Below are 21,802 nucleotides of genomic sequence, written 5' to 3'. Positions count from 1 at the left end.
TGAACGATCATTACCATAATAGAGGAGCGTTATTGAATGCTTAATATATTAAATAAAGTTTTTGATCCGAATAAGCGAGAAATCAAACGTTTAGAAAAAATCGCCGATCAGGTCGAAGCGCTGGCTGATGAGACGGCGGGGTTATCGGATGAACAGTTGCGTGCCAAAACGGGTGAATTTAAAGAGCGTTATCAAAATGGGGAAACCGTTGATGATTTGCTTGTTGAGGCTTTTGCGGTTGCACGTGAAGGGGCAAAGCGTGCTCTGGGTTTATATCCTTACCGTGTTCAAATCATGGGTGGGGCATCACTTCATGATGGAAATATCTCCGAGATGAAAACAGGGGAAGGTAAAACCTTAACATCCACCATGCCGGTTTATTTAAACGCGCTTACCGGTAAAGGTGTACATGTCGTTACTGTCAATGAATACTTGGCACACCGTGATGCCACCGAGATGGGTGTATTGTATGATTTCCTTGGTTTGACCGTCGGGTTGAATTTGAACAGTCATTCTAAAGAAGAAAAACAGGCGGCGTACAATGCTGACATTACGTATAGTACGAATAATGAGTTAGGTTTTGATTATCTTCGTGACAATATGGTGTTATATAAAGAACAAATGGTACAGCGCCCGCTGCACTTCGCTGTCATTGATGAGGTCGATTCGATTTTGATCGATGAGGCAAGAACGCCATTGATCATTTCCGGCTCCGCACAAAAATCGGCTCAGCTGTATATCCAGGCCAATGCGTTTGTAAAAACCTTGAAAAAAGAAACCGACTACACATATGATGAAAAGACAAAAGGTGTTCAGCTGACGGAAGATGGGATGAATCGAGCTGAAAAAGCGTTTAATATCGATAATTTATTCGATATTAATCACGTTACTTTGAATCATCATATCAATCAGGCGTTAAAGGCACATGTTTCCATGCATTTGGATGTGGATTATGTTGTCCAGGAAGGCGAGATAGTCATCGTTGACCAATTCACTGGCCGTTTGATGAAAGGCCGCCGTTACAGTGAAGGTCTCCACCAAGCGATCGAAGCGAAAGAAGGACTTGAGATTCAAAATGAAAGCATGACTCTTGCGACGATTACATTCCAGAACTATTTCAGGATGTATGAAAAGCTTTCAGGTATGACCGGAACAGCCAAAACGGAAGAAGAAGAATTCCGCAATATTTATAATATGAATGTAATTGCGATCCCGACAAACAGGAATATCATCAGGGACGACAGGGCAGATCTTATATACGCGACAACTGATGGCAAATTCAAGGCTGTTGTGGAAGACATCGCCGAACGCTATACAAAGGGTCAGCCTGTGCTTGTCGGTACGGTTGCCATCGAAACATCTGAAGTCATATCTGCCTATTTATCAAAAAAAGGAATCCCTCACGATGTTTTGAATGCCAAGAACCATGAGCGTGAAGCGGAAATCATTGCGAATGCAGGTAATCAAGGCTCAGTTACGATCGCTACGAACATGGCAGGGCGCGGTACGGATATCAAGCTTGGAGAAGGTGTCAAGGAGCTTGGGGGCCTTGCTGTAATCGGTACGGAACGTCATGAAAGCAGGCGTATAGATAACCAGCTGCGTGGTCGGTCCGGCCGTCAGGGAGATCCAGGGGTCACTCAATTCTATTTATCAATGGAAGATGAATTGATGCGCCGCTTCGGTTCGGATAACATGAAAAACATGATGGCGCGCCTTGGTATGGATGATTCCCAGCCAATTCAAAGCAAAATGGTGACAAGGGCCGTTGAATCCGCACAGAAACGGGTCGAAGGCAATAACTTCGATTCACGTAAGCAATTACTGCAGTATGATGATGTTCTCCGTCAACAACGGGAAATTATCTATAAACAGCGTTTCGATGTCATGGAAAGTGACAACTTACGTGAAATCGTCGAAACGATGATCACGGCATCCATCCAGCGAAATGTTGTCGCGTTTGCACCAATGGGTGATGAGGAAGGCTGGAATTTACAAGGCCTTGTCGATTACCTGAATGGTAACCTATTCAATGAAGGTTCAATCACTGTAGCTGATTTGGAAGGGAAAAATGAATCGGAATTGGTTGAGTTCATTTTAGCAAAAGTGAAAGAAAGCTATGACCAAAAAGAAGAAGAGCTATCTGAAGAACAAATGCGTGAATTCGAAAAAGTAATCGTTCTTCGTGCCGTCGATAGCAAGTGGATGGACCATATTGATGCGATGGAGCAATTGCGCCAAGGGATCCACCTTCGTGCTTATGGCCAGATTGATCCGCTTCGTGAATATCAATCAGAAGGTTTCGCAATGTTTGAAGCGATGATTGCTTCAATGGAAGATGAAGTCGCAAAATACATCATGAAGGCCGAAATCCGAAACAATTTGGAACGTAAGGAAGTCATAAAAGGACAAGCGGTCAATCCGAAGGAAGAAGACGGGGGAAAAGTGAAAAAAGCCCCTGCCCGTAAAAAGGAAGACGTTGGCCGAAACGCGTTATGCCCATGCGGCAGCGGTAAAAAATATAAGAATTGCCATGGCAATTTAGGTTAAAGTTAGGTGTATAATGATTATGGGACGGTTAAGTGTAAGGCTTGCCGCCTCTTTTCATGTTTTGTTTGCATAAAGGTATACATTTGCATATAGTTTGTAGAGGTTTTATTTGTAATGAAGGGAATCCCTCTTCAGGGATTTTTTTTAACATACTTAATGAGGTGAAGAGAAATGGAATTAGCAGAAATTAGAAATGAACTTGAACGGACAGCGCAACGATTAACGGACTTTAGGGGGTCTCTTTGACTTAGATGAAAAAGAGGCACGAATCGCACAGCTAGAAAATGAGATGACACATCCCGATTTTTGGAATGATCAGCAAAAGGCACAAACTGTCATCAATGAAACGAATGGTTTAAAAGAACAAGTCAATCAATTATCCGACCTGAATGAATCATATGAAAATCTGGATTTGACATATGAATTAGTGAAAGAGGAGAACGATCAAGAACTTTTAGCGGAGCTGGAAGAAGAGATCACGGTTCTTGCACAAAAGATGAACGACTTTGAACTTCAACTTTTACTAAGTGAAGAATATGACTCGAAAAATGCCATTCTTGAACTGCATCCTGGTGCAGGCGGAACGGAGTCCCAGGATTGGGGTTCCATGCTGCTGCGCATGTATACAAGATGGGGTGAAAAAAGAGGCTTTAAAGTGGAAACCCTTGATTACCTTCCAGGTGATGAAGCTGGTATCAAGAGTGTCACTTTAATTTTCAAAGGCCATAACGCCTATGGTTATTTGAAAGCGGAAAAAGGGGTACACCGTCTTGTTCGTATTTCTCCTTTCGATTCCTCAGGACGACGCCATACTTCATTCGTTTCATGTGAAGTCATGCCGGAATTCGATGAAACGATCAATATAGAAATACGTACGGAAGATTTGAAAGTCGATACGTACCGGGCAAGTGGTGCAGGTGGTCAGCATATCAATACAACGGACTCGGCAGTCCGGATCACCCATATACCTACGAACACCGTGGTAACGTGCCAAAACGAGAGATCTCAAATCAAAAACAAGGCCCAAGCAATGAATATGCTGAAAGCCAAATTGTATCAACGTGAAATTGAACAGCAACAAGCGGATTTGGATGAAATCCGTGGTGAGCAAAAGGAAATTGGCTGGGGAAGCCAAATTCGTTCTTATGTTTTCCACCCGTATTCCATGGTTAAAGATCACCGTACCAGTGCGGAGACCGGAAACTTGGGAGCAGTCATGGATGGGGATATCGATATGTTCATTGATGCGTACCTGCGTTCAAAATTATAAGATCAGCCAGTCGGACCGGTTTCCCCGGTCCGGCTTTTTTGTGTTTTTTTCTTTTTAACGAATCTTCTGGCTGACATTTACAGGATTGAAAAGGGATGCTCTACCTCGTTCGGCCAATACTAGATAATAATGATGGTTCGAGGAGACTTATGCAAAATGAAGAAAAGATACCGGGAGCAGAAGCACCCTTTAATTCAAAAGTTAACGGAGTATGGATTGGTGATTGTCGGTTCATCCATAATTGCCATTGGTTTTAATGTATTCTTACTGCCTAACCAGGTCGCATCTGGCGGGGTCAGCGGGATTAGCACGATTCTCGATTCAACACTCGGTTGGGAGCCAGCCTACGTCCTTTGGGGTTTTAATATCCCTTTGTTCATTGCAGGGCTTATTATCCTTGGTAGACATTTTGGAGCCAAAAGCTTGATTGGAACCTTATTTCTGCCTTTAGTGGTATTTCTGACAAAGGATTGGGATGCATGGACGAATGATGCATTGCTTGGTTCAATTTGCGGGGGGATGATGGTCGGACTTGGGTTGGGGATCGTCTTTCGCGGGAAGGGTTCCACAGGGGGGACCGATTTGGCGGCACAGATTTTCCATAAGTATACCCATCTGTCATTGGGGACCTGTGTGGCTGTCATTGATGGAATCATCGTTTTAAGCGCTGCCATCGTTTTTGATATTGAAAAGGGGCTTTATGCATTGATTGGATTGTATGTGACAAGCAAGACGATCGACCTCGTCCAGATTGGATTGAACCGTTCGAAGATGTCATTAATTATCACGAATAAAGAAATGGAAGTAAGGGATGCTATCATACATGAGCTGGACCGGGGTGTAACAGGCATATCCGGGTATGGCGGCTATACGGATGTTACTCGTCCAATTTTGATGTGCGTAATAGACCAGTCGGAATTCACCAAATTGAAACAATTGGTGAAACTCGTTGACCCTAAAGCGTTTGTAATTGTAATGGATGCATCGGAGGTACTTGGGGAGGGTTTTAAACTGGATTGAAATTGGTATAATGTTCTTGTGCTGGTATAAATCAGAGGGGGTAAATTCAATGAAAATGAAGTGGTTAGCCTTAGTTTTGGGTACTTCTTTGGCCTTGGCTGCATGCGGTGGAAACGATGATGCTGCAGATAAAGAGCCTGCAAGTGAAAATAATGAAACGACTACGGCAGGTGCCGGTGATGCCGCAAAAATTTATGAAAACAAATGTTCAAGTTGTCATGCAGTGAATCTTGAAGGCGGCGTAGGACCGAATTTAACGAAGGTCGGTTCTAAGCTATCAAAAGCAGACATCGAAAAAGTCATTGCGAATGGTCAGGGCGGAATGCCAAAAGGTATAATCCAGGGCAAGGAAGCGAGCATGGTCGCTGAATGGCTTGCTGATCATAAATAATTATTAATGAAACGTTCTGCTTAGCAGGACGTTTCATTTAGTCTCCTTTAAATCCTCGAACAACTCACATTTAACCCCCTTTTCAAGCAATCAAATCCTGGAATTATTACATAGATGTTGATATATGTCTAACTGAAATGAAACTGTAATATTTTTTATGCTTAATTTGACAAAATATGATGTTATAATGTTTCTGTGCTCAAGTAAGAGAAATTCCTGTCAGATTTCAGTGAAAATTGTCGAAATAGCTGTCGATACATAGTGATAATCCAAGCAAATTAGGTGGTTTTAGAATGATAGAAATGATAGATGTGAAAAAGACATATCCAAATGGTGTAATTGCCATCAATGGAATCAATGTGAAAATAAAGCCAGGCGAGTTCGTTTATGTAGTGGGTCCGAGCGGTGCCGGAAAATCGACCTTCATCAAAATGATGTATAGGGAAGAAAAGCCTACAAGCGGTAATATCTTGGTCAATGGCCTTAGCCTGCCAAGTATCCGTAATTCGAAAGTTCCTCTATTCCGCCGTAATATCGGTATGGTATTCCAAGATTTTAAACTCCTTCAAACATTCACTGCATATGAAAATGTTGCTTTTGCCATGGAAGTTATTGAAAAGGAACCAGAAGAAATCAAAAAGAGAGTCATGGAAGTCCTTGATCTGGTTGGCATTAAACATAAAGCAAGAATGCTGCCCTCCGAGTTATCGGGTGGAGAACAGCAAAGGGTTGCAATAGCCCGTTCTATCGTAAATGATCCCAAGGTAGTCATAGCCGACGAGCCTACAGGTAATCTTGATCCCGAAACATCATGGGAAATCATGAACATATTTGAAGAAATTAATAAACGCGGAACTACACTTGTCATGGCCACTCATAATAGGGACATCGTCAACAATATTAAACGACGTGTCATTGCCATTGAAAGTGGAAAAATAGTTCGCGATGAACATCGAGGTGATTACGGATATGAAATTTAGAACATTGCTCCGTCACTTCCGTGAAAGTTTTAAAAATATTGGCCGTAATGGATGGATGACGTTTGCTTCAGTCAGTGCAGTAACGGTCACTCTAACTTTGGTTGGCGTCTTTTTAGTGCTCATGATGAATTTAAATCATATCGCGGGAAATGTGGAGAAAGATGTCGAAGTTCGTGCACATATTGATAATGCGGCGAATGATGACGATATAAAAACTATCGGTAAGCAAATTATGGAGATGAACGGCATTGAATCAGTGATCTTCTCTCCAAAGGATGAAGAGCTTACGAATTTAATAGATGATTTAGGAGATAATGGCGAGGCGTTTAAACCATTTGAACAGGATAACCCATTAAGGGACGTTTATGTTATCAAAACCAAATCTCCGCAAGATGTCATCAAGGTGGCAAAAGAAATCGAAGGTTTGGAGTATATCCAAAGTGTTAAATATGGACAAGGCTACGTCGAGAAACTATTCAGCTTTGTTAATATTGCTAGAAACATAGGGATCGTACTTATTGTAGGTTTACTATTTACTGCAATGTTCCTGATATCGAATACGATTAAAATTACCATTGTAGCCAGAAGAAAAGAAATTGAGATCATGAGATTGGTAGGAGCAACGAATACGTTCATCCGTTGGCCATTCTTCTTGGAGGGACTGTGGTTGGGAGTCCTCGGTTCCATTATTCCGATAGGTCTGATTGCAGTACTCTACTATAATCTTTATAAATACGCAGCACCGCAGATTACGTTCAAATTCATCGATTTCCTGCCTGCAAATCCGTTTATTTATCAAGTTTCGGCCATCCTCATCGTAATTGGAGCCGTTATCGGTATATGGGGCAGCTTGATGTCCGTCAGGAAGTTCTTGAAAGTATAAAAGTGTATCTTTGCTCGAAAGCCAAAAGAAGACAGACATAAATAGAGAGACGTTACAAGGCACGGATGTAACGGGTTGAAAGGGGAAATGAATCGTGAAAAAAAATATCATTGCCATGAATGCCTCCATCATGATCGGGTTGGGAAGCATTCTAGCGGCACCTTCGGTTTATGCTGAGTCGATTTCGGACTTAGAAAAACAGAAAGAATCCATCCAGGAAAAACGTTCGGGTGTTGAATCGAATATTTCCGACACGGAAAAGAAAATCGATAACCTGCAGGATAAGCAAATGACAGCAGAAGACCAAATCGCTGCCATTGAAGCAAAAATTGCAGAGTCCGCAAAAAAAATCGATGCTAAAAATGCTGAAATTAAACAAACGAAAAAAGAAATCGAGGCATTGAAAGAAGAGATTAAAGTATTAAAAGAGCGGATCGCCAAACGTAATGAAGTATTGAAGGAAAGGGCACTTTCTTTCCAGGAGACTGGCGGGGACGTGAACTACCTTGAAGTATTATTCGGATCATCCAGTTTTGGGGATTTAGTTGACCGTGTTGGAGCTGTAGCGACAATCGCTGAAGCGGACCGCGATATTTTAAAGCAGCATGAGCTGGATAAAAAGGATCTGGAAGAAAAGCAAAATGCCGTTGAAACGAAGCTTGCCAGTTTAGAAGTGGCAAAAGCTGAACTATTGGAAATTCAAAAGCAACAAAAACAGCAGAAGCAAGAAAAGGATGCTTTAGTTAAGAAATTAAAGCAACAAACTGAAAAGCATGAACATGAGAAGATGGGTCTAGAGGAAGAAAAAGCGAATCTTGCTGCTCAAGAAAAGGCCATCAAATCGGCCATCAGCTTAGAGCATCAACGTCTAGCCGAATTGGAAGCAGCTCGTAAAAAAGCGGCAGCCGAAGCGAAAAAACGTGCAGAGCAAGAAGCTGCTCAAGCGGCTGCACAAGCAGCATCACAAGCATCCGAATCAAAAAAACAATCCACTTCTTCAGGATATAGTGCAAAAAGCAACAGTTCATCATCATCTTCACAACCTTCGTCTAATGTAAGTCAAGCGCCAGCGCCAGCAGTATCATCGGGCACTTTCACTAGACCAAGTGCAGGATATGTATCTTCAACAATGGGTGAACGTTGGAATAAACAGCATGCTGGCATCGATATCGCTGCTAGCGGAACGGTTCCAGTTGTAGCGGCAGCCGACGGAGTCGTAAGCCGTTCTTACTTCTCAAGTTCATACGGTAACGTCGTCTTCGTTACCCATTCAATCGGCGGTCAGCAATGGACTACTGTGTATGCACACTTAAGTTCTAGACAAGTAGGCGAAGGTGCTGTAGTTGCCAAAGGTCAACAAGTTGGCATCATGGGTAACACAGGACATTCCTTCGGTCAGCATTTACACTTTGAGCTACATAAAGGCGCATGGAATTATAGCAAGTCAAATGCTGTTAATCCATTAGATTATATACCTAATTAATACCCAATATATGAACGAAAAAACAGATCAGGAAAAATTCCTGGTCTGTTTTTTTGTGTAATGTCATCATTTTCTATAAGCATATTTCTTCCATTCCCCTCATATAGTGAAATACATATCAGGTCAGAAATGGGGATAAATATGGTCAAAAAATGGGTACTTCCTCTAGCAATCGTCATGTCACTAGCCATTGGAGCAGTGGGGGGCATATATTGGACAAGCTTTCCGGCTAAGAATGAAGCAAAGGATGAAAGTCAAGAAATAACGAAGGATAAGGAATGGGCAAAAGTGGAACAAGCTTACGGTTTGATCGTAAGTCAGTATGTAGAACAGGTGGACGGCTCCAACCTGGTGGAGGGTGCCATCCAGGGCATGCTGTCAGCGCTGAAAGATCCTTATTCCGTATATATGGACAAGGAGACCGCCAAGCAATTCAATGAAACCCTGGACTCCTCTTTTGAAGGGATCGGGACTGAAATCGGAATGGAAGATGGTAAGGTCATAATTGTTTCTCCTTACAAAGACTCGCCTGCTGAAAAGGCTGGATTAAAGCCGAAAGATCAAATCCTTAAGGTGAATGGTGAAAGTGTAGAAGGTTTGGATCTGTATGAAACACGCCTGAAAATCCGCGGCAAAAAAGGATCTCCCGTCAAAATGGAAATAAAGCGGGCAGGGGTGGACAATCCACTTGAATTCAATATGGTGCGTGCCGAAATTCCGTTGGATACCGTATTTTCATCAATTAAGGAAGTTGCCGGAGAACAAATCGGTTATATCGAGTTGACCACTTTCTCGGAAAATACTGCGTCTGATTTCAAAAAGCAGATGAAAGAGCTCGAAAAGAAGGGAATCAAGGGCTTGGTCATAGATGTACGCGGCAACCCAGGTGGCCTTCTTTCTAGTGTGGAAACGATTCTTGGCGAGTTTATCACAAAAGACAAGCCTTATTTGCAAATTGCAGAAAGAACGGGTGAAAAACAATCGTTTTTTACAAGCCTTAAGAAAGCGAAAAGTTATCCCATTGCCGTCTTGACGGATAAAGGCAGCGCCTCGGCCTCGGAAATCCTAGCCGGCGCGATGCAAGAGGCGGGAGGCTATCCATTGGTTGGCGAGAAGACCTTCGGGAAAGGCACAGTACAGCAAGCTGTACCAATGGGTGATGGCAGTAAGATTAAACTTACATTATATAAGTGGCTGACGCCTTCAGGGAACTGGATCCATAAAAAAGGGATCGAACCGACAATCAAAGTGAAACAACCGGAGTATTTTGATGCCCATCAGCTGGCCATTGAGAAGGTGTTGCAGCGGGATATGAATGATGAACAAATCCAGTATGCCCAAAGCATTCTGAAAGGACTTGGATTTGAGCCGGGCCGTGAGGATGGATATTATGATTGGAGTACAGAAATCGCAGTAAAAGCATTCCAAAAACAATTTGGCCTGGAAGTGACTGGTAAGCTGGACGCTAAAACCGCAGCACATTTGGAATCCGCCATTCTGGAAAAGATCCAGGATGAAGATAATGATATTCAGTTACGCACGGCTTTGAATTATTTAGTGAAATAACTTGATGGCACCGTTCCCTTGGAGCGGTGCCTCTTTTGCATTTGTTTGAGTTCGCCTGCGAACATGGAGGCAGTATAGGGGAAACTTAAGATAAAGCTACTTTTTCTGCATCTTAATAGGCATGGAGGCTACATTTTTGATAGAATAGGAGGTAACTGACCAGAACGAAATTGACAAAATTTTGATTACTTTTGAGGATGGTGGAAAGAAATTGACAACGGATTGGCTGATAGCATGCTTAATGGGATTAGGAAAACTCTTCCTTCATCCTTTGCTTTATGTTTCGATTGCCTATTGTTTATTCATCGGCTATCTTCGCGTTAAACGGGAACGCCATGATTTTAATACGAAGATCTACAGTTTTTCCATGGAGCTGCGTTCCATGTTACCTCAAGGATTGATATGGGGATTGATCCTTTCCTTCCTTACGTTGGCTACTGGACTCGCCATTCCTATGGCGGCGCTGTTCATCATGGCAGTGGTAACGGTCTTGTCCATGCTATCCATGAAAAGGAGGTTTGTTTCCCCCGTTTATACAGTGGGACTCACCTTCTTTATCCTTTTCTTTTTATATGATAGAGATATCAAGCTTACGTTATTTCAGGATGCCTTTAATCAGCTGGATCGGTCCGTATATCCGACACTTGTCATTTTAATAGGGTTATTACTGATTGCTGAAGGGTTTTTGATTGTTGGCAACGGAAGTAAAAAGGTCTCTCCTCAGTTGGAGGTATCCAAGAGGGGGCAGCCGATAGGTGTGTATGTTTCACAGCGGATCTGGCTAATTCCCATGTTCGTTATGGTTCCTGGAGGACAACTTCCAGTGCCTTTCGAATGGTATCCGGTTTTTTCAATCGGGGACATATCCCTGTCGCCGATCGTACTGCCCATTTTAATCGGCTTTAAGCAAAAAGTGCATGGGACGCTCCCAGAACTGGCCATTAGGGCGCAAGGCAAAAAGGTAGGGGCATTGGGAATTGTGATTACGCTTTTGGCGGCAGTTGGCTACTGGTACCCCCCATTGGCAATCATGACGGCTGTATTAGCAATCCTCGGTCGTGAATTTCTGCATTATTCCCAAAAGGCAATGGATCAAAAGCTTCCTTTTTATTTTTCGAAAAGTAAGCTGGGTGTCCAGATCTTAGGCGTTATCCCTCAATCTCCGGCAGATAAAATGGGGTTGCTAAAAGGCGAGGTCATTTCGAAAATAAATGGTGTCGTCGTCAGGGAAGAAGAAGAGTTATACAGGGCGCTCCAAATAAACCGGGCACATTGCAAGCTTGAGGTCATCGATAATAATGAACAGATACGTTTTGTGCAAAGAGCTCTATTTGACGGGGAGCATTACGAATTGGGCCTCTTATTCGTTGACGATCAATTGAAGGAAAGCGGACAAGTGGGTTAATTGTGATTTTTCATAATCACTTGGAATAGCGTCTTAATTCCAGACTAATAATATTTAAAGATACTTTTATTTCGATGAAGAGACAAAACCTCATTGAAATGAATTTGAAAAAAAGAAACGGCCTTTCTCGATTTATATATCGAGAAAGGCCGTTTCTTATTATGAATATTACTTTTCAAGCATTATTTTTTCTATATCATCTAGCATTTTGTTAGCTGCAATAACACCGCCAGCCGTATTCCAAAATGCGTCATTAACCTCATATGCATTTCCTTTTTTCACTGCATCTAGGTTTTTCCAAAGAGGATCATTTGTCATTTCTTTTGCTGTACTTAGGGCTTGTTTGTCACCTTCAGGTGCGTATGTGAAGTAGAAAATAATATCTCCATCCATTTTAGGTATAACTTCTTTTCCTACCTCAATAGCAAAGTTTCCAAGTTTATTATCTGCAGTAAATAGTTCTTTCTGCTGCTCTGCACGTTTAAATCCTAATTGATCCAAAATTGCTCCAGAGAATGTATCTGTGTAATAAATACGTGTTGTTCCAGCCATAAAACGAACTACAGAAACTTCTTGATTTACCTTATCGCCCAGTTTAGTCTTTACATCTTCTGTGTGGGCATCGAATTCAGCAATTACATCGTTCCCTTTTTCTTCAAGGTTTAATGCTTTTGCATATAATTTAAAGTTTCCTTTCCAATCTGCATTAAGTGTTTCTGAAAAAACAGTAGGAGCAATGGCACTTAATTTGTCATATACGGCTTCCTGGCGAACTTTAGTGCCGATAATTAAATCAGGTTTTAATGCTGCAATTTTCTCTAAGTTTACCTCATGCTCAACACCAACAACTTCAACGTCATCCATATCCTCTTTAATATGATCGTACCAAGGATCTCCAGTCCAAGATTGAGCAGCTCCAACTGGTTTTACTCCTAAAGCTAGTAATGCTTCTGTACCTTCATTTGTTAGAACGACGACTCTTTCAGGCTGTTTTTCTAATTTTGTGGTTCCCATTGAATGCTCAATTGTATAGCTTGTATCTTCTTTTTTGTCATCAACCTTGTTTCCCTCTGCTTGATCATTCGAACTTCCGCAAGCTGCTAGTAGGAAGGCTGCAAATAAAGAAATAATAGTAAAAAGTGATCTAATCTTAAACATCTTATGTATTCCTCCTAATTTGAGCAAATGATAATCATTCGCACTTACCAGCATCATCATAAAATGAATATACTTTTATGTCAATATATAATTGAAAATGATTCTCAAAATCATTGGCATATACAAATTGGACGGCGAGCATTACGAATTAGCATACTGTTTGTTGACGATCGATTGAAAGAAAGTGGACAAGCAGGGTAATTGTGATTTTTCATAATCACTTGGAATAGCGTCGTAATTCCATGCTAAAAATTTATTATTCTTGATGTGATCGATATAGAAGAAAATAGTTGCCGAGACGATTTCATGTAGGCTAATAATAATTTCAATAATACTTATACTTCGATGAAGACAAAACCTCAATTGAAATGAATTTGAAAAAATGAAAAGGCCTTTCTCGAATTATATCGAGAAAGGCCTTTTTCAATAGAAATGTATTATTACTTTTCAAGCATGATCTTTTCTATATCTTCAAGCATTTTATTAGCTGCAATTACTCCGCCAGCTGTATTCCATGTTGCGTCGCTAACCTCATGGGCATTTCCATTTTTGACTGCATCAAGGTTTTTCCAAAGTGGATCATTCGTCCATTCTTTTGCTGTGCTTAGGGCTTGTTTGTCGCCTTCAGGAGCGTAAGTGAAGTAGAAGAGAATATCTCCATCCATTTTAGGGATGACTTCTTTCCCAACCTCAATGGCAAGGTTGCCTAATTTATTATCTGCAGTGAAAAGTTCCTTCTGTTGTTCTGCACGTTTAAATCCTAATTGATCGAAAATCACTCCAGAGAATGAATCTGTGTAATAAATACGAGTAGTTCCAGCCATGAAACGAACAATGGAAACTTCTTGATTTACTTTATCACCCAATTTAGCTTTAAGATCTTCTGTGTTTTTATCGAATTCTGCAATTACATCGTTCCCTTTTTCTTCAAGGTTCAAGGCTTTTGCATATAGTTTAAAGTTTTCTTTCCAATCTCCTCTTAACGTTTCCGAGAAAACGGTAGGGGCGATTGCATTTAATTTATCATAAACAGCTTCTTGGCGTATCTTGCTTCCGATAATCAAGTCAGGCTTCAGTGATGCGATTTTCTCTAAATTAACTTCATGTTCAACACCAACAACTTCGACCCCATCCATATCATCTTTAATATGGTCGTACCAAGGGTCACCAAGCCATGATTGAACGGCACCAACAGGTTTAATTCCTAAAGCAAGCAATGCTTCAGTGCCTTCATTTGTTAGAACGACCACTCTTTTAGGTGTTTCTTTTAACTTGGCAGTACCCATGGCATGCTCAATTGTGTAGCTTTTTTCCTCTTTCTTGTCTTCAGCTTTATTTCCATCGGCTTTCTCATCCGAATTCCCGCAAGCTGCTAGAAGGAAGACTGCAAATATTGTAAAAATCGTTAATAATGACTTAAATCTAAACATCTATGTATCCCTCCCAATTTTCCGGCAAATGATAATCATTCGCACTTAACAGCATCATCATAAAATGAATATACTTTTCTGTCAATATATAATTGAAAATGATTCTCAAATTCGTTGACATAATCCTGTTTAGACCAGTAAAATATTACTATACAAACGTGATTGGAAAGGTAACTGGATATGTTATTAAAAAATTCATGGCAGAAATGGATGGGGCTGTTCATTACCATTCTTTTGCTGCTATTTTTACTGTGCTCAAGCATTGTATACGGTTATACAGATACAACGTGGAAAATGGCCATCGATGCTTTTACCGATTTCAATGGGACGAACGAACACATTGTCATTCAATCAGTCAGACTTCCGCGGGCCCTGATAGCTTCGGCAATCGGTGCAAGTTTGGCCATTTCCGGGGTGTTAATGCAAACGCTAACTAAAAACCCCCTCGCATCTCCAGATATATTCGGGGTCAACGCCGGGGCGGGATTGGCGGTTGTAACAGGTGTCACCGTTTTTGGAATAAGTAATCTTCAAGTATTCACATGGCTGTCATTCATAGGGGCGGCCATAGCCGCGATAAGCATATATCTGATTGGAAGCATGGGACGAGGCGGCTTGACACCTATGAAGCTGACATTGGCTGGTGCAGCCATGACGGCCATGGTAGCTTCACTTACACAAGGTCTTCTTGTTTCTAATGAGGCTCTTTTAGAGCAAGTCCTATTCTGGCTTGCCGGATCCGTCTCCGGTAGAAGTCTGGACAATTTAGTTGCTGTCCTGCCTTATCTTGTCGTAGGCTGGGGCCTTGCCTTGATCATGTCCGGTAAAATGAATGTGTTGTCCATGGGTGAGGATGTTGCAAAAGGTCTTGGATTGAATATAGTTTTCCTTAAGCTGGTTCTGGGGCTGGCAATCATCCTTCTCGCTGGCGGATCAGTGGCGGTTGCGGGTCCGATTGGCTTTATAGGAATCGTCGTTCCACATCTTACCCGTTCTATAGTAGGCATCGATCATCGCTGGCTGATTCCCTTCTCTGGACTTTTCGGGGCGGTGCTTTTGATTGCGGCCGATGTCATATCCAGGTATATCCTGATGCCTCGAGAGGTTCCGGTCGGAGTCATGACAGCCATAATAGGGACCCCATTCTTTATTTATATAGCTAGAAAGGGGTTCAGCGGTCGATGAAGTCATATAAGAGCTTTCGTTTGTTTAATGAAAAAATATCATTCTTGATGGATAAAAAAGCTATGATCGTGATTTTCATATTATTTGTAGTCACTTCACTAGTGTTTGTGATCAGTACTGGCGTGGGTGAAATGAATATAAATCCGCTAAGTGTCCTCCAGGTCCTTTTCGGAGGGGGAACGGAGAGCGATCGGCTTATCATCCAATCTTTCCGCCTGCCTAGAATAATTGTTGCCCTGTTGGTGGGGATGGGCCTTGCTGTTGCTGGCGGAATCCTTCAAGGGATGATTCGGAATCCACTTGCTTCGCCTGATATCTTGGGGATAACGGGAGGAGCGACAGTGGCGGTCGTTGGATTCTTGGCCATTTTTAGTGATAAGAATCATTCATTAACGGTGAGCATCAATTGGCTGCCGTTAGCTGCGTTCATTGGGGCGACAGTCGTCGCCTTACTTGTTTATTCATTAGCCTGGAAAAATGGAGTTCCCCCGATCAGGCTTGTGTTGATCGGAATTGGGGTGATGGCCTTAATGAAGGCACTCACTACGATGATGATGATTCTTGGTCCAGTCTATCAAGCGAGCCAGGCCAACCTTTGGATCACGGGGTCAGTGTCTAACTCCACCTGGAATAATATCGCTGTTCTGGCACCATGGACGATTCTATTCCTATTAATCGCCTTCCTGTATGCCAGAAATATTAATTTACAGGAGCTTGGCGATGACCTTGCAACGGGTCTTGGGGGACATGTCCAAAAACAACGGTTTACATTATTGATGATCAGTACGGCCTTGATTGGGGGTTCCACAGCTTTTGCTGGAGGAATAGGCTTTGTTGGATTAATGGCCCCACACATGGCCAGAAGGCTTGTTGGTTCTAGTTTTGGAGTGTTACTGCCCACTTCAGCTTTGCTTGGCGGCATCCTGGTTATGGTGGCGGATTTGATTGGACGGACCCTATTCTCACCTTTGGAAATACCGGCTGGTGTCTTCACAGCGAGCATCGGGGCACCATACTTCATTTATTTACTTTATAAAACGAGGAATTCGTAACACCGGTAAATGTAGAAAGAAGCAGCCATCCCTAGGATGGCTGCTTCTTTATTAATTAAGCTTCTTTTGCAACTTCGATTTCGATGGTAAGCGTGATTTGATCGCCGATCAGTACGCCGCCTGTTTCTAAAGCTGCGTTATAGGTTAAACCATAATCACTGCGTTTGACTTTACCTTTTCCGCTAAAGCCTGCTTTTTCATTTCCCCATGGATCTTTTCCTTGGCCTTCGAAGGTGATGCTGAAAGTTTCTTCTTGTGTGATTCCATTAAGAGTCACATTTCCAGTTACATCGTATTCATCTTCATCCGTTTTCACAATTTTTGTTGATTTGAATGTTAATGTAGGGTTTTTTTCTACATCAAAGAAGTCAGCGGAACGCAAGTGATTATCCCGGTCTGCATTGCGTGTGTCAATACTGGCCACATCAACGGTAAAATCGATCTCTGCAGTTGTTAGATCCAATGGGTTTGCTAGAATGTTTGCTTCGAACTTATTAAAACTTCCTTTTACTTTAGCGATCATCATATGTTTTACGGAAAATTCAATAGCACTGTGAGTCGGGTCGACTGTCCATTTTGTATTGGTCATGATAATTCCTCCTAATTATTAATCTTGAATTTATATATCTTTAATTTGAGATATCTTAACTTAATGTAATTATAAGAGGTGGAAGCAATAGTGTCAAATGAAAGTTTTCCTTAATTTTGAAAACATGAAAAACCCTGTGCATTTATGAGGCACAGGGTTTTTCATTATGAAGAAAAGTAAAGCTGACTACCTTAATTAATTGGCATGATCTTTCTCTTCTTGATCGGTCACTTTACTTGGCCAAAAGGCATGGCGGCCAAGCAGGGCGGTAATCGCAGGAACAAGGAACGGGCGCACAATGAATGTGTCCATTAACACACCAAGAGCAGTAATGAGCCCGAATTGAACCAATACTTGAATCGGAAGTGTGGCTAGAACGGAAAAAGTGGCTGCCAAGATTATTCCGGCAGAAGTGATGACACCGCTAGTTTCGGCAACGCCTTTTCTGATGGCCTGCTTGATTGGCATCGTTTCTTTCTTACGCCAAATGCTTGAAACCATGAAAATGTTATAGTCTTCTCCAAGTGCAACAAGGAATACGAAAGAATAAAGTGGAATCGTCCCCTCTATGGCATCGACACCCATGAAATAGTGCAGGATTATCCAACCTAAGCCCATAGCGGCAAAGAATGAGAGAATCACTGTCCCCATTAAATACACCATGGCTGTCACAGATCGCAAGTAGGCTAAAAGGAGTAAGGAAATCAGGACGATGATGATCGGGATGATCATGAATTCATCTGCCTTTACGGTATCCCTTTTATCGAATTGCGTCGCAGTTTGCCCGCCAATCCAAACCTTATCTTCGACGGAAGATATATTGGCGGCCTTCAATTCTTTCTCCGCAATTGTGCGGATTTCCGGAATGGAATCAATTGCCTCGATATCATATGGGTTGATGTTGAATTTGACCTCATAGGATTGCAGATCTTCATTGGATTTACTTGTGACTGGATCGGCCACACTTTCAACAATATTCATCCCTTCTAATGTCGGCGCTAAATCGATATCTTCACCATTCGTGTCTACAACCACTGTGGCTGGTGCCAGTTCACCCGGTGAGTACGAGTCGGAAATGACAGAATAGCCTTCACGGGAGTTCATATCTTCAGGAAAGGAAGAGAGAATATCATATGAATATTTTATTTGTGAAGAATATCCAGCTAATACACTGAAGATGATCAAGCATGTAAGAATGACGGTCCATGGCTTGGTTGTGACGATATGACCAATCCAGTTACCGATGCGGCCTTCTTTATGCTTTTTGACGGCTTTTCCCTTTTTCTTAGCCCGTATTTCTTCCATTTCTGGTGTACGCGGAACGATTGGGTAGAAGGAAGCCCTTCCGAATACAGAAAGCAATGCCGGTACAAGTGTTAAAGCTGCCAGCATCATAATTAAAATGGACAAGCTGAATGGTACAGCGAAACGGTGGTAGGCTCCGTATTTCGCTACAAGCAATGTTAGCAGCGAGATGACGATCGTAAGGCCGCTCATCGCAATGGCGCCTGATGAATCTTTAAATGCGGCGATCATGGCTTTCCGTTTGCTTTCATGATTTCTTAATTCACTTCTGTAGTGAGAAATTAAAAATAGACAATAATCCGTTCCGGCACCGAATAATAATACGGTCATGATCGAAATGGCCTGTGAATCGACTGTAATCCAACCATGATCTGCCATGAATCCAAGGATCGGGCTTGTGACAATATAGGCGAAGCCTACTCCGATTAAAGGGATGATGGCTAAAAGCGGGGAACGGTAAATGAGTAATAATACGACAAGTACAAGTATTACGGTCGCTAATAGCAATTTGAAATCAGCACCTGAAAATAATCCTGTTGCATCGACGGATATCCCTACAGGGCCTGTCACTCGAAGTGATAATTCATCTGAATCTGTAGGGACCTTGAATGGGTCAGATCCAATGCGTTCCGAAACTATTTCATTAATGCTCTCAAGATTTTTTTCAAGAATTTCAGTCTCGGTCTTTTCTTTAAAGAAAAGCGGCTGTACGAAAGTCGTTCCATCTTCTGAAACCGAGCCTTGAAGAGCAGGCAACGGAATTTCATGAAGCGGCGGTAAAAAAGACTGCTGTGTCAAAGGGTTATCTGTCAATTCCTTGGAAAGGTACTGGATTTCGGCCAAGTCGGCCTCTGTCAGTCCACCTTCCCGATGCCATGTAAGCAGGGCAGGTATTCCAGAGGAATTTGGAAACTCTTCTTTAATAAGTTCATCAGCCACGACGGAAGGTGAGTCTTCAGGCAAGTCGGCGGCATTATTTGCTGTTCGATCATTAACGGCAGGCAATGTGATGGTTAATCCAATTGCTGCAATTATCCATACAGCAATGACAACCCAACGACTGATTTTTCCTGTCATCATCCTGCCAAGTTTTCCTAATATTGATTCGTCCAATGAAGGCACCCCGCTTTTTGATTTTTTTATCCTTAGTTCATTATAATGGTGTGCTGTTGACATATACAAAAATGGGTATGCTCACTCCAACTGCTAAATGCTTCAAGTCGTTAATGGCATGAAAATCTGCTCATCGATATATAGGGGAAAAGTACTTATTTACTAATTTCAATTAAATTTTGAAGATTGAAGAGTTAAATATAGGAGATGGGGGAAAGTATAGTAGTATTGTGGCTTTTATTAACAAGGGAGGGATTTTTTTGTCTGATAAATCAAAAAAAACAAATGATGAATCGAAAGAAACATTAACGAACAGGCAAGGGCACCCGGTAACGAATAACCAGAGTATTAGAACTGTAGGGAACAGAGGACCTAGTACACTTGAGAACTATGATTTCCTGGAAAAGATCAGCCACTTCGATAGGGAGCGTATCCCTGAACGGGTTGTGCATGCCCGCGGTGCAGGTGCGCATGGTTATTTCGTTCCGACCGGTAAGGCGGGGGACGAGCCGATTTCAAAATATACGAGAGCGAAGGTTTTTCAGGAAGAAGGTAAAAAAACCCCGGTATTCGTGAGATTTTCATCTGTTATTCATGGAGGGACGTCCCCGGAAACGTTACGTGACCCAAGGGGATTTGCCGTTAAATTTTATACGGAAGACGGAAACTGGGATCTTGTAGGCAATAACCTGAAAATTTTCTTTATCCGTGATGCCATGAAATTCCCGGATTTGATTCATGCCTTCAAACCGGATCCGGTCACGAATATTCAGGACGGCAGGAGGATTTTCGATTTTTGCTCGAGTTCGCCTGAAACATTCCATATGGTTACCTTTGTGTTTTCCCCATGGGGCATTCCAGCTAACTATCGCATGATGCAAGGATCAGGGGTCAATACTTATAAATGGGTGAATGAGGAAGGGAAAGCAGTGCTTGTCAAGTATCATTGGGAACCGAAACAAGGGATCAAGAACCTGACACAGCAAGAGGCCAATGAAATTCAAGCTACGAATTTCAATCATGCCACACAGGATCTTTATGAAGCGATCGAACGCGGGGACTATCCTGAATGGGATCTCAACGTACAAATCATGAGTGATGATGATCATCCTGAGTTGGATTTCGATCCGCTGGATGATACGAAGATCTGGCCGAAAGATGAGTTCCCTTGGCTGCATGTCGGTACGATGGTATTGAATAGAAACCCTGAAGACTATTTCACTGAAGTCGAACAGGCTGCATTCGGCACAGGTGTCCTAGTGGATGGACTGGACTTTTCTGATGACAAGATGTTACAGGGACGTACATTCTCTTATTCCGATACACAGCGTCACCGTGTTGGCGCGAATTATCTGCAATTGCCGATCAATGCTCCGAAAAAACGAACAGCCACGAATCAGACTGGCGGACAGATGCAATATGAAGTTGGCAGAGGCAGCCAAAGCCCCCACATCAACTACGAACCATCAACTGTCGGCGGCTTGAAAGAAGCCAAGCAGACGGGCAAGGAGCATACACCTATGGTGGAAGGGAAACTTGTTCGTGAGACAATCGATCGTCAAAATAATACGAAACAGGCCGGGGAAACATTCCGTGAATTCGAGGATTGGGAAAAGGACGATTTAATTTCCAATTTAGTGGCGGCATTGGCTCCTGCCGACAAGCGCATTCAGGAAAAAATGATAGCACTTGCCGAAGAGGCCGATGAAGAGTATGGCCGCAGATTGAAAGAGGGACTGGCCTCGGCTTCTGAACATACGGAATCTTCAAAACCACTGGGCGGGACGGATAACCCTGAGGATGCCGTTAGTAAAGGACATGAAGCGGATCCATATTGATGGGACTAAAAAAGAGGCAAACTTCCCTATAAAGGGGTTTGCCTCTTTTTTTAATGGGCATAATTGATGGAAGTGTGGAAGGTTCTTCTGATGATGCCTTGAAAATCAAGTGGGAAATTGATTGGCAAAAAACTTGATAATCATTTAAACTGAAACTACTCTATTTTTCTCTTATAAAGGAGATGAAAAAATGATTAAATTTCTTTCTGCCCTTTTCCTTCCTTGTCTACTCGTCATGCTATTTTCAAGGGTCACCTATAACAATGTCGTGGGCCTTGTTTTAACTGTTGCCTTGATTACAGCTTCCGCATATAAAGGTTATACGCATACAAACTTATTGATCATCGTCGATGCCTTATCCCTAACAGTGGGATTTTGGTTATCAAAAAGAATGATGAAACGTACATCCAAGAGCGCCTGACACAAAAGGTGCTTTTTTTGTACCCAAACTTGTAATTCCCCTCAACACATCATGAAGTCCATAAAACAAAAATAGAATGGATGTTCGCTTATTGCTGGTTTGTTTTAAGGCTATTGTGGTAGAATGTGTATATATGCTTTATCAAACCGGAATAAATAGAAGG

General features: G+C 42.1%; 17 protein-coding genes. 13 read left to right on the top strand and 4 right to left on the bottom strand.

The window, feature by feature from the left end; all coding sequences use genetic code 11:
• The first annotated feature begins 36 nt into the window (after window positions 1-36).
• The 9 genes from secA (at window position 37) to ACWF5P_RS05175 (ending at window position 11,548) form a co-directional block, all read left to right on the top strand.
• Window positions 37-2,550 carry a preprotein translocase subunit SecA gene (gene secA / locus ACWF5P_RS05215; RefSeq protein ID WP_101223752.1) on the top strand — a complete coding sequence of 838 codons (2,514 nt, stop codon included), beginning with the start codon at window positions 37-39 and terminating at the stop codon, window positions 2,548-2,550.
• Between the two features lie 171 nt (window positions 2,551-2,721).
• Window positions 2,722-3,820, top strand: a protein-coding gene (gene prfB / locus ACWF5P_RS05210; RefSeq protein WP_230176154.1) for a peptide chain release factor 2 whose coding sequence is annotated in 2 segments (ribosomal slippage) — window positions 2,722-2,784 and window positions 2,786-3,820 — 1,098 coding nt in all. Because the reading frame shifts where the segments join, the coding sequence is not laid out codon by codon here.
• Window positions 3,821-3,976: 156 nt separating this feature from the next.
• Window positions 3,977-4,840: a YitT family protein gene (locus tag ACWF5P_RS05205; protein WP_434168100.1), complete on the top strand. Its 864-nt coding sequence runs from the start codon at window positions 3,977-3,979 to the stop codon at window positions 4,838-4,840.
• Window positions 4,841-4,889: 49 nt separating this feature from the next.
• On the top strand, window positions 4,890-5,231 hold the full coding sequence (gene cccB / locus ACWF5P_RS05200) for a cytochrome c551 (RefSeq protein ID WP_434168099.1): 342 nt from the start codon (window positions 4,890-4,892) through the stop codon (window positions 5,229-5,231).
• A 293-nt stretch (window positions 5,232-5,524) separates the two neighbouring features.
• Window positions 5,525-6,211, top strand: coding sequence for a cell division ATP-binding protein FtsE (ftsE, locus tag ACWF5P_RS05195; protein WP_061141190.1), 687 nt, complete (start codon window positions 5,525-5,527; stop codon window positions 6,209-6,211).
• A complete protein-coding gene (gene ftsX / locus ACWF5P_RS05190) occupies window positions 6,201-7,094 on the top strand; it encodes a permease-like cell division protein FtsX (protein ID WP_434168098.1) in 894 nt (297 codons plus the stop codon). The genes ftsE and ftsX overlap by 11 nt, the downstream gene beginning before the upstream one ends.
• Before the next feature lie 94 nt (window positions 7,095-7,188).
• Complete coding sequence (locus ACWF5P_RS05185) at window positions 7,189-8,577, top strand: murein hydrolase activator EnvC family protein (RefSeq protein ID WP_452444674.1); 1,389 nt, start codon at window positions 7,189-7,191, stop codon at window positions 8,575-8,577.
• A 141-nt stretch (window positions 8,578-8,718) separates the two neighbouring features.
• The gene (locus ACWF5P_RS05180) at window positions 8,719-10,143 is read left to right on the top strand and encodes a S41 family peptidase (RefSeq protein ID WP_434168096.1); all 1,425 of its coding nucleotides are present in this window, start codon (window positions 8,719-8,721) and stop codon (window positions 10,141-10,143) included.
• Between the two features lie 211 nt (window positions 10,144-10,354).
• A complete protein-coding gene (locus tag ACWF5P_RS05175; RefSeq protein WP_260358756.1) occupies window positions 10,355-11,548 on the top strand; it encodes a PDZ domain-containing protein in 1,194 nt (397 codons plus the stop codon).
• A 168-nt stretch (window positions 11,549-11,716) separates the two neighbouring features.
• On the opposite strand, the gene ACWF5P_RS05170 is transcribed toward ACWF5P_RS05175, so the two are convergent.
• Window positions 11,717-12,706, bottom strand: a complete 990-nt coding sequence (locus tag ACWF5P_RS05170; RefSeq protein ID WP_434168095.1) for an ABC transporter substrate-binding protein — start codon at window positions 12,704-12,706, stop codon at window positions 11,717-11,719.
• A gap of 440 nt (window positions 12,707-13,146) precedes the next feature.
• A complete protein-coding gene (locus ACWF5P_RS05165) occupies window positions 13,147-14,136 on the bottom strand; it encodes an ABC transporter substrate-binding protein (protein ID WP_434168094.1) in 990 nt (329 codons plus the stop codon).
• 180 nt (window positions 14,137-14,316) lie between these two features.
• Here ACWF5P_RS05165 and ACWF5P_RS05160 point away from each other — a divergent pair, with 180 nt between their 5' ends.
• Window positions 14,317-15,321 carry a FecCD family ABC transporter permease gene (locus ACWF5P_RS05160; protein ID WP_452444673.1) on the top strand — a complete coding sequence of 335 codons (1,005 nt, stop codon included), beginning with the start codon at window positions 14,317-14,319 and terminating at the stop codon, window positions 15,319-15,321.
• A complete protein-coding gene (locus ACWF5P_RS05155; protein WP_101223743.1) occupies window positions 15,318-16,373 on the top strand; it encodes a FecCD family ABC transporter permease in 1,056 nt (351 codons plus the stop codon). The genes ACWF5P_RS05160 and ACWF5P_RS05155 overlap by 4 nt, the downstream gene beginning before the upstream one ends.
• Window positions 16,374-16,428: 55 nt before the next feature.
• Here ACWF5P_RS05155 and ACWF5P_RS05150 read toward each other — a convergent pair whose 3' ends face one another.
• Both ACWF5P_RS05150 and ACWF5P_RS05145 read right to left on the bottom strand, forming a co-directional pair.
• Complete coding sequence (locus ACWF5P_RS05150; RefSeq protein ID WP_101223742.1) at window positions 16,429-16,962, bottom strand: YceI family protein; 534 nt, start codon at window positions 16,960-16,962, stop codon at window positions 16,429-16,431.
• 195 nt (window positions 16,963-17,157) lie between these two features.
• Window positions 17,158-19,380 carry an MMPL family transporter gene (locus ACWF5P_RS05145; RefSeq protein WP_434168093.1) on the bottom strand — a complete coding sequence of 741 codons (2,223 nt, stop codon included), beginning with the start codon at window positions 19,378-19,380 and terminating at the stop codon, window positions 17,158-17,160.
• Between the two features lie 260 nt (window positions 19,381-19,640).
• On the opposite strand from ACWF5P_RS05145, the gene ACWF5P_RS05140 reads away from it, so the two are divergent.
• Together ACWF5P_RS05140 and ACWF5P_RS05135 are read left to right on the top strand one after the other, a co-directional pair.
• The gene (locus tag ACWF5P_RS05140; RefSeq protein WP_434168091.1) at window positions 19,641-21,218 is read left to right on the top strand and encodes a catalase; all 1,578 of its coding nucleotides are present in this window, start codon (window positions 19,641-19,643) and stop codon (window positions 21,216-21,218) included.
• Between the two features lie 190 nt (window positions 21,219-21,408).
• A complete protein-coding gene (locus ACWF5P_RS05135) occupies window positions 21,409-21,639 on the top strand; it encodes a CsbA family protein (protein WP_101223739.1) in 231 nt (76 codons plus the stop codon).
• Window positions 21,640-21,802: the final 163 nt, after the last annotated feature.

It is taken from the genome of Peribacillus sp. NPDC055009 (genome assembly GCF_053608705.1).
The sequence above is the reverse complement of the archived record's forward strand: the minus strand, read 5'-3'. Positions and strand labels throughout refer to the sequence as shown.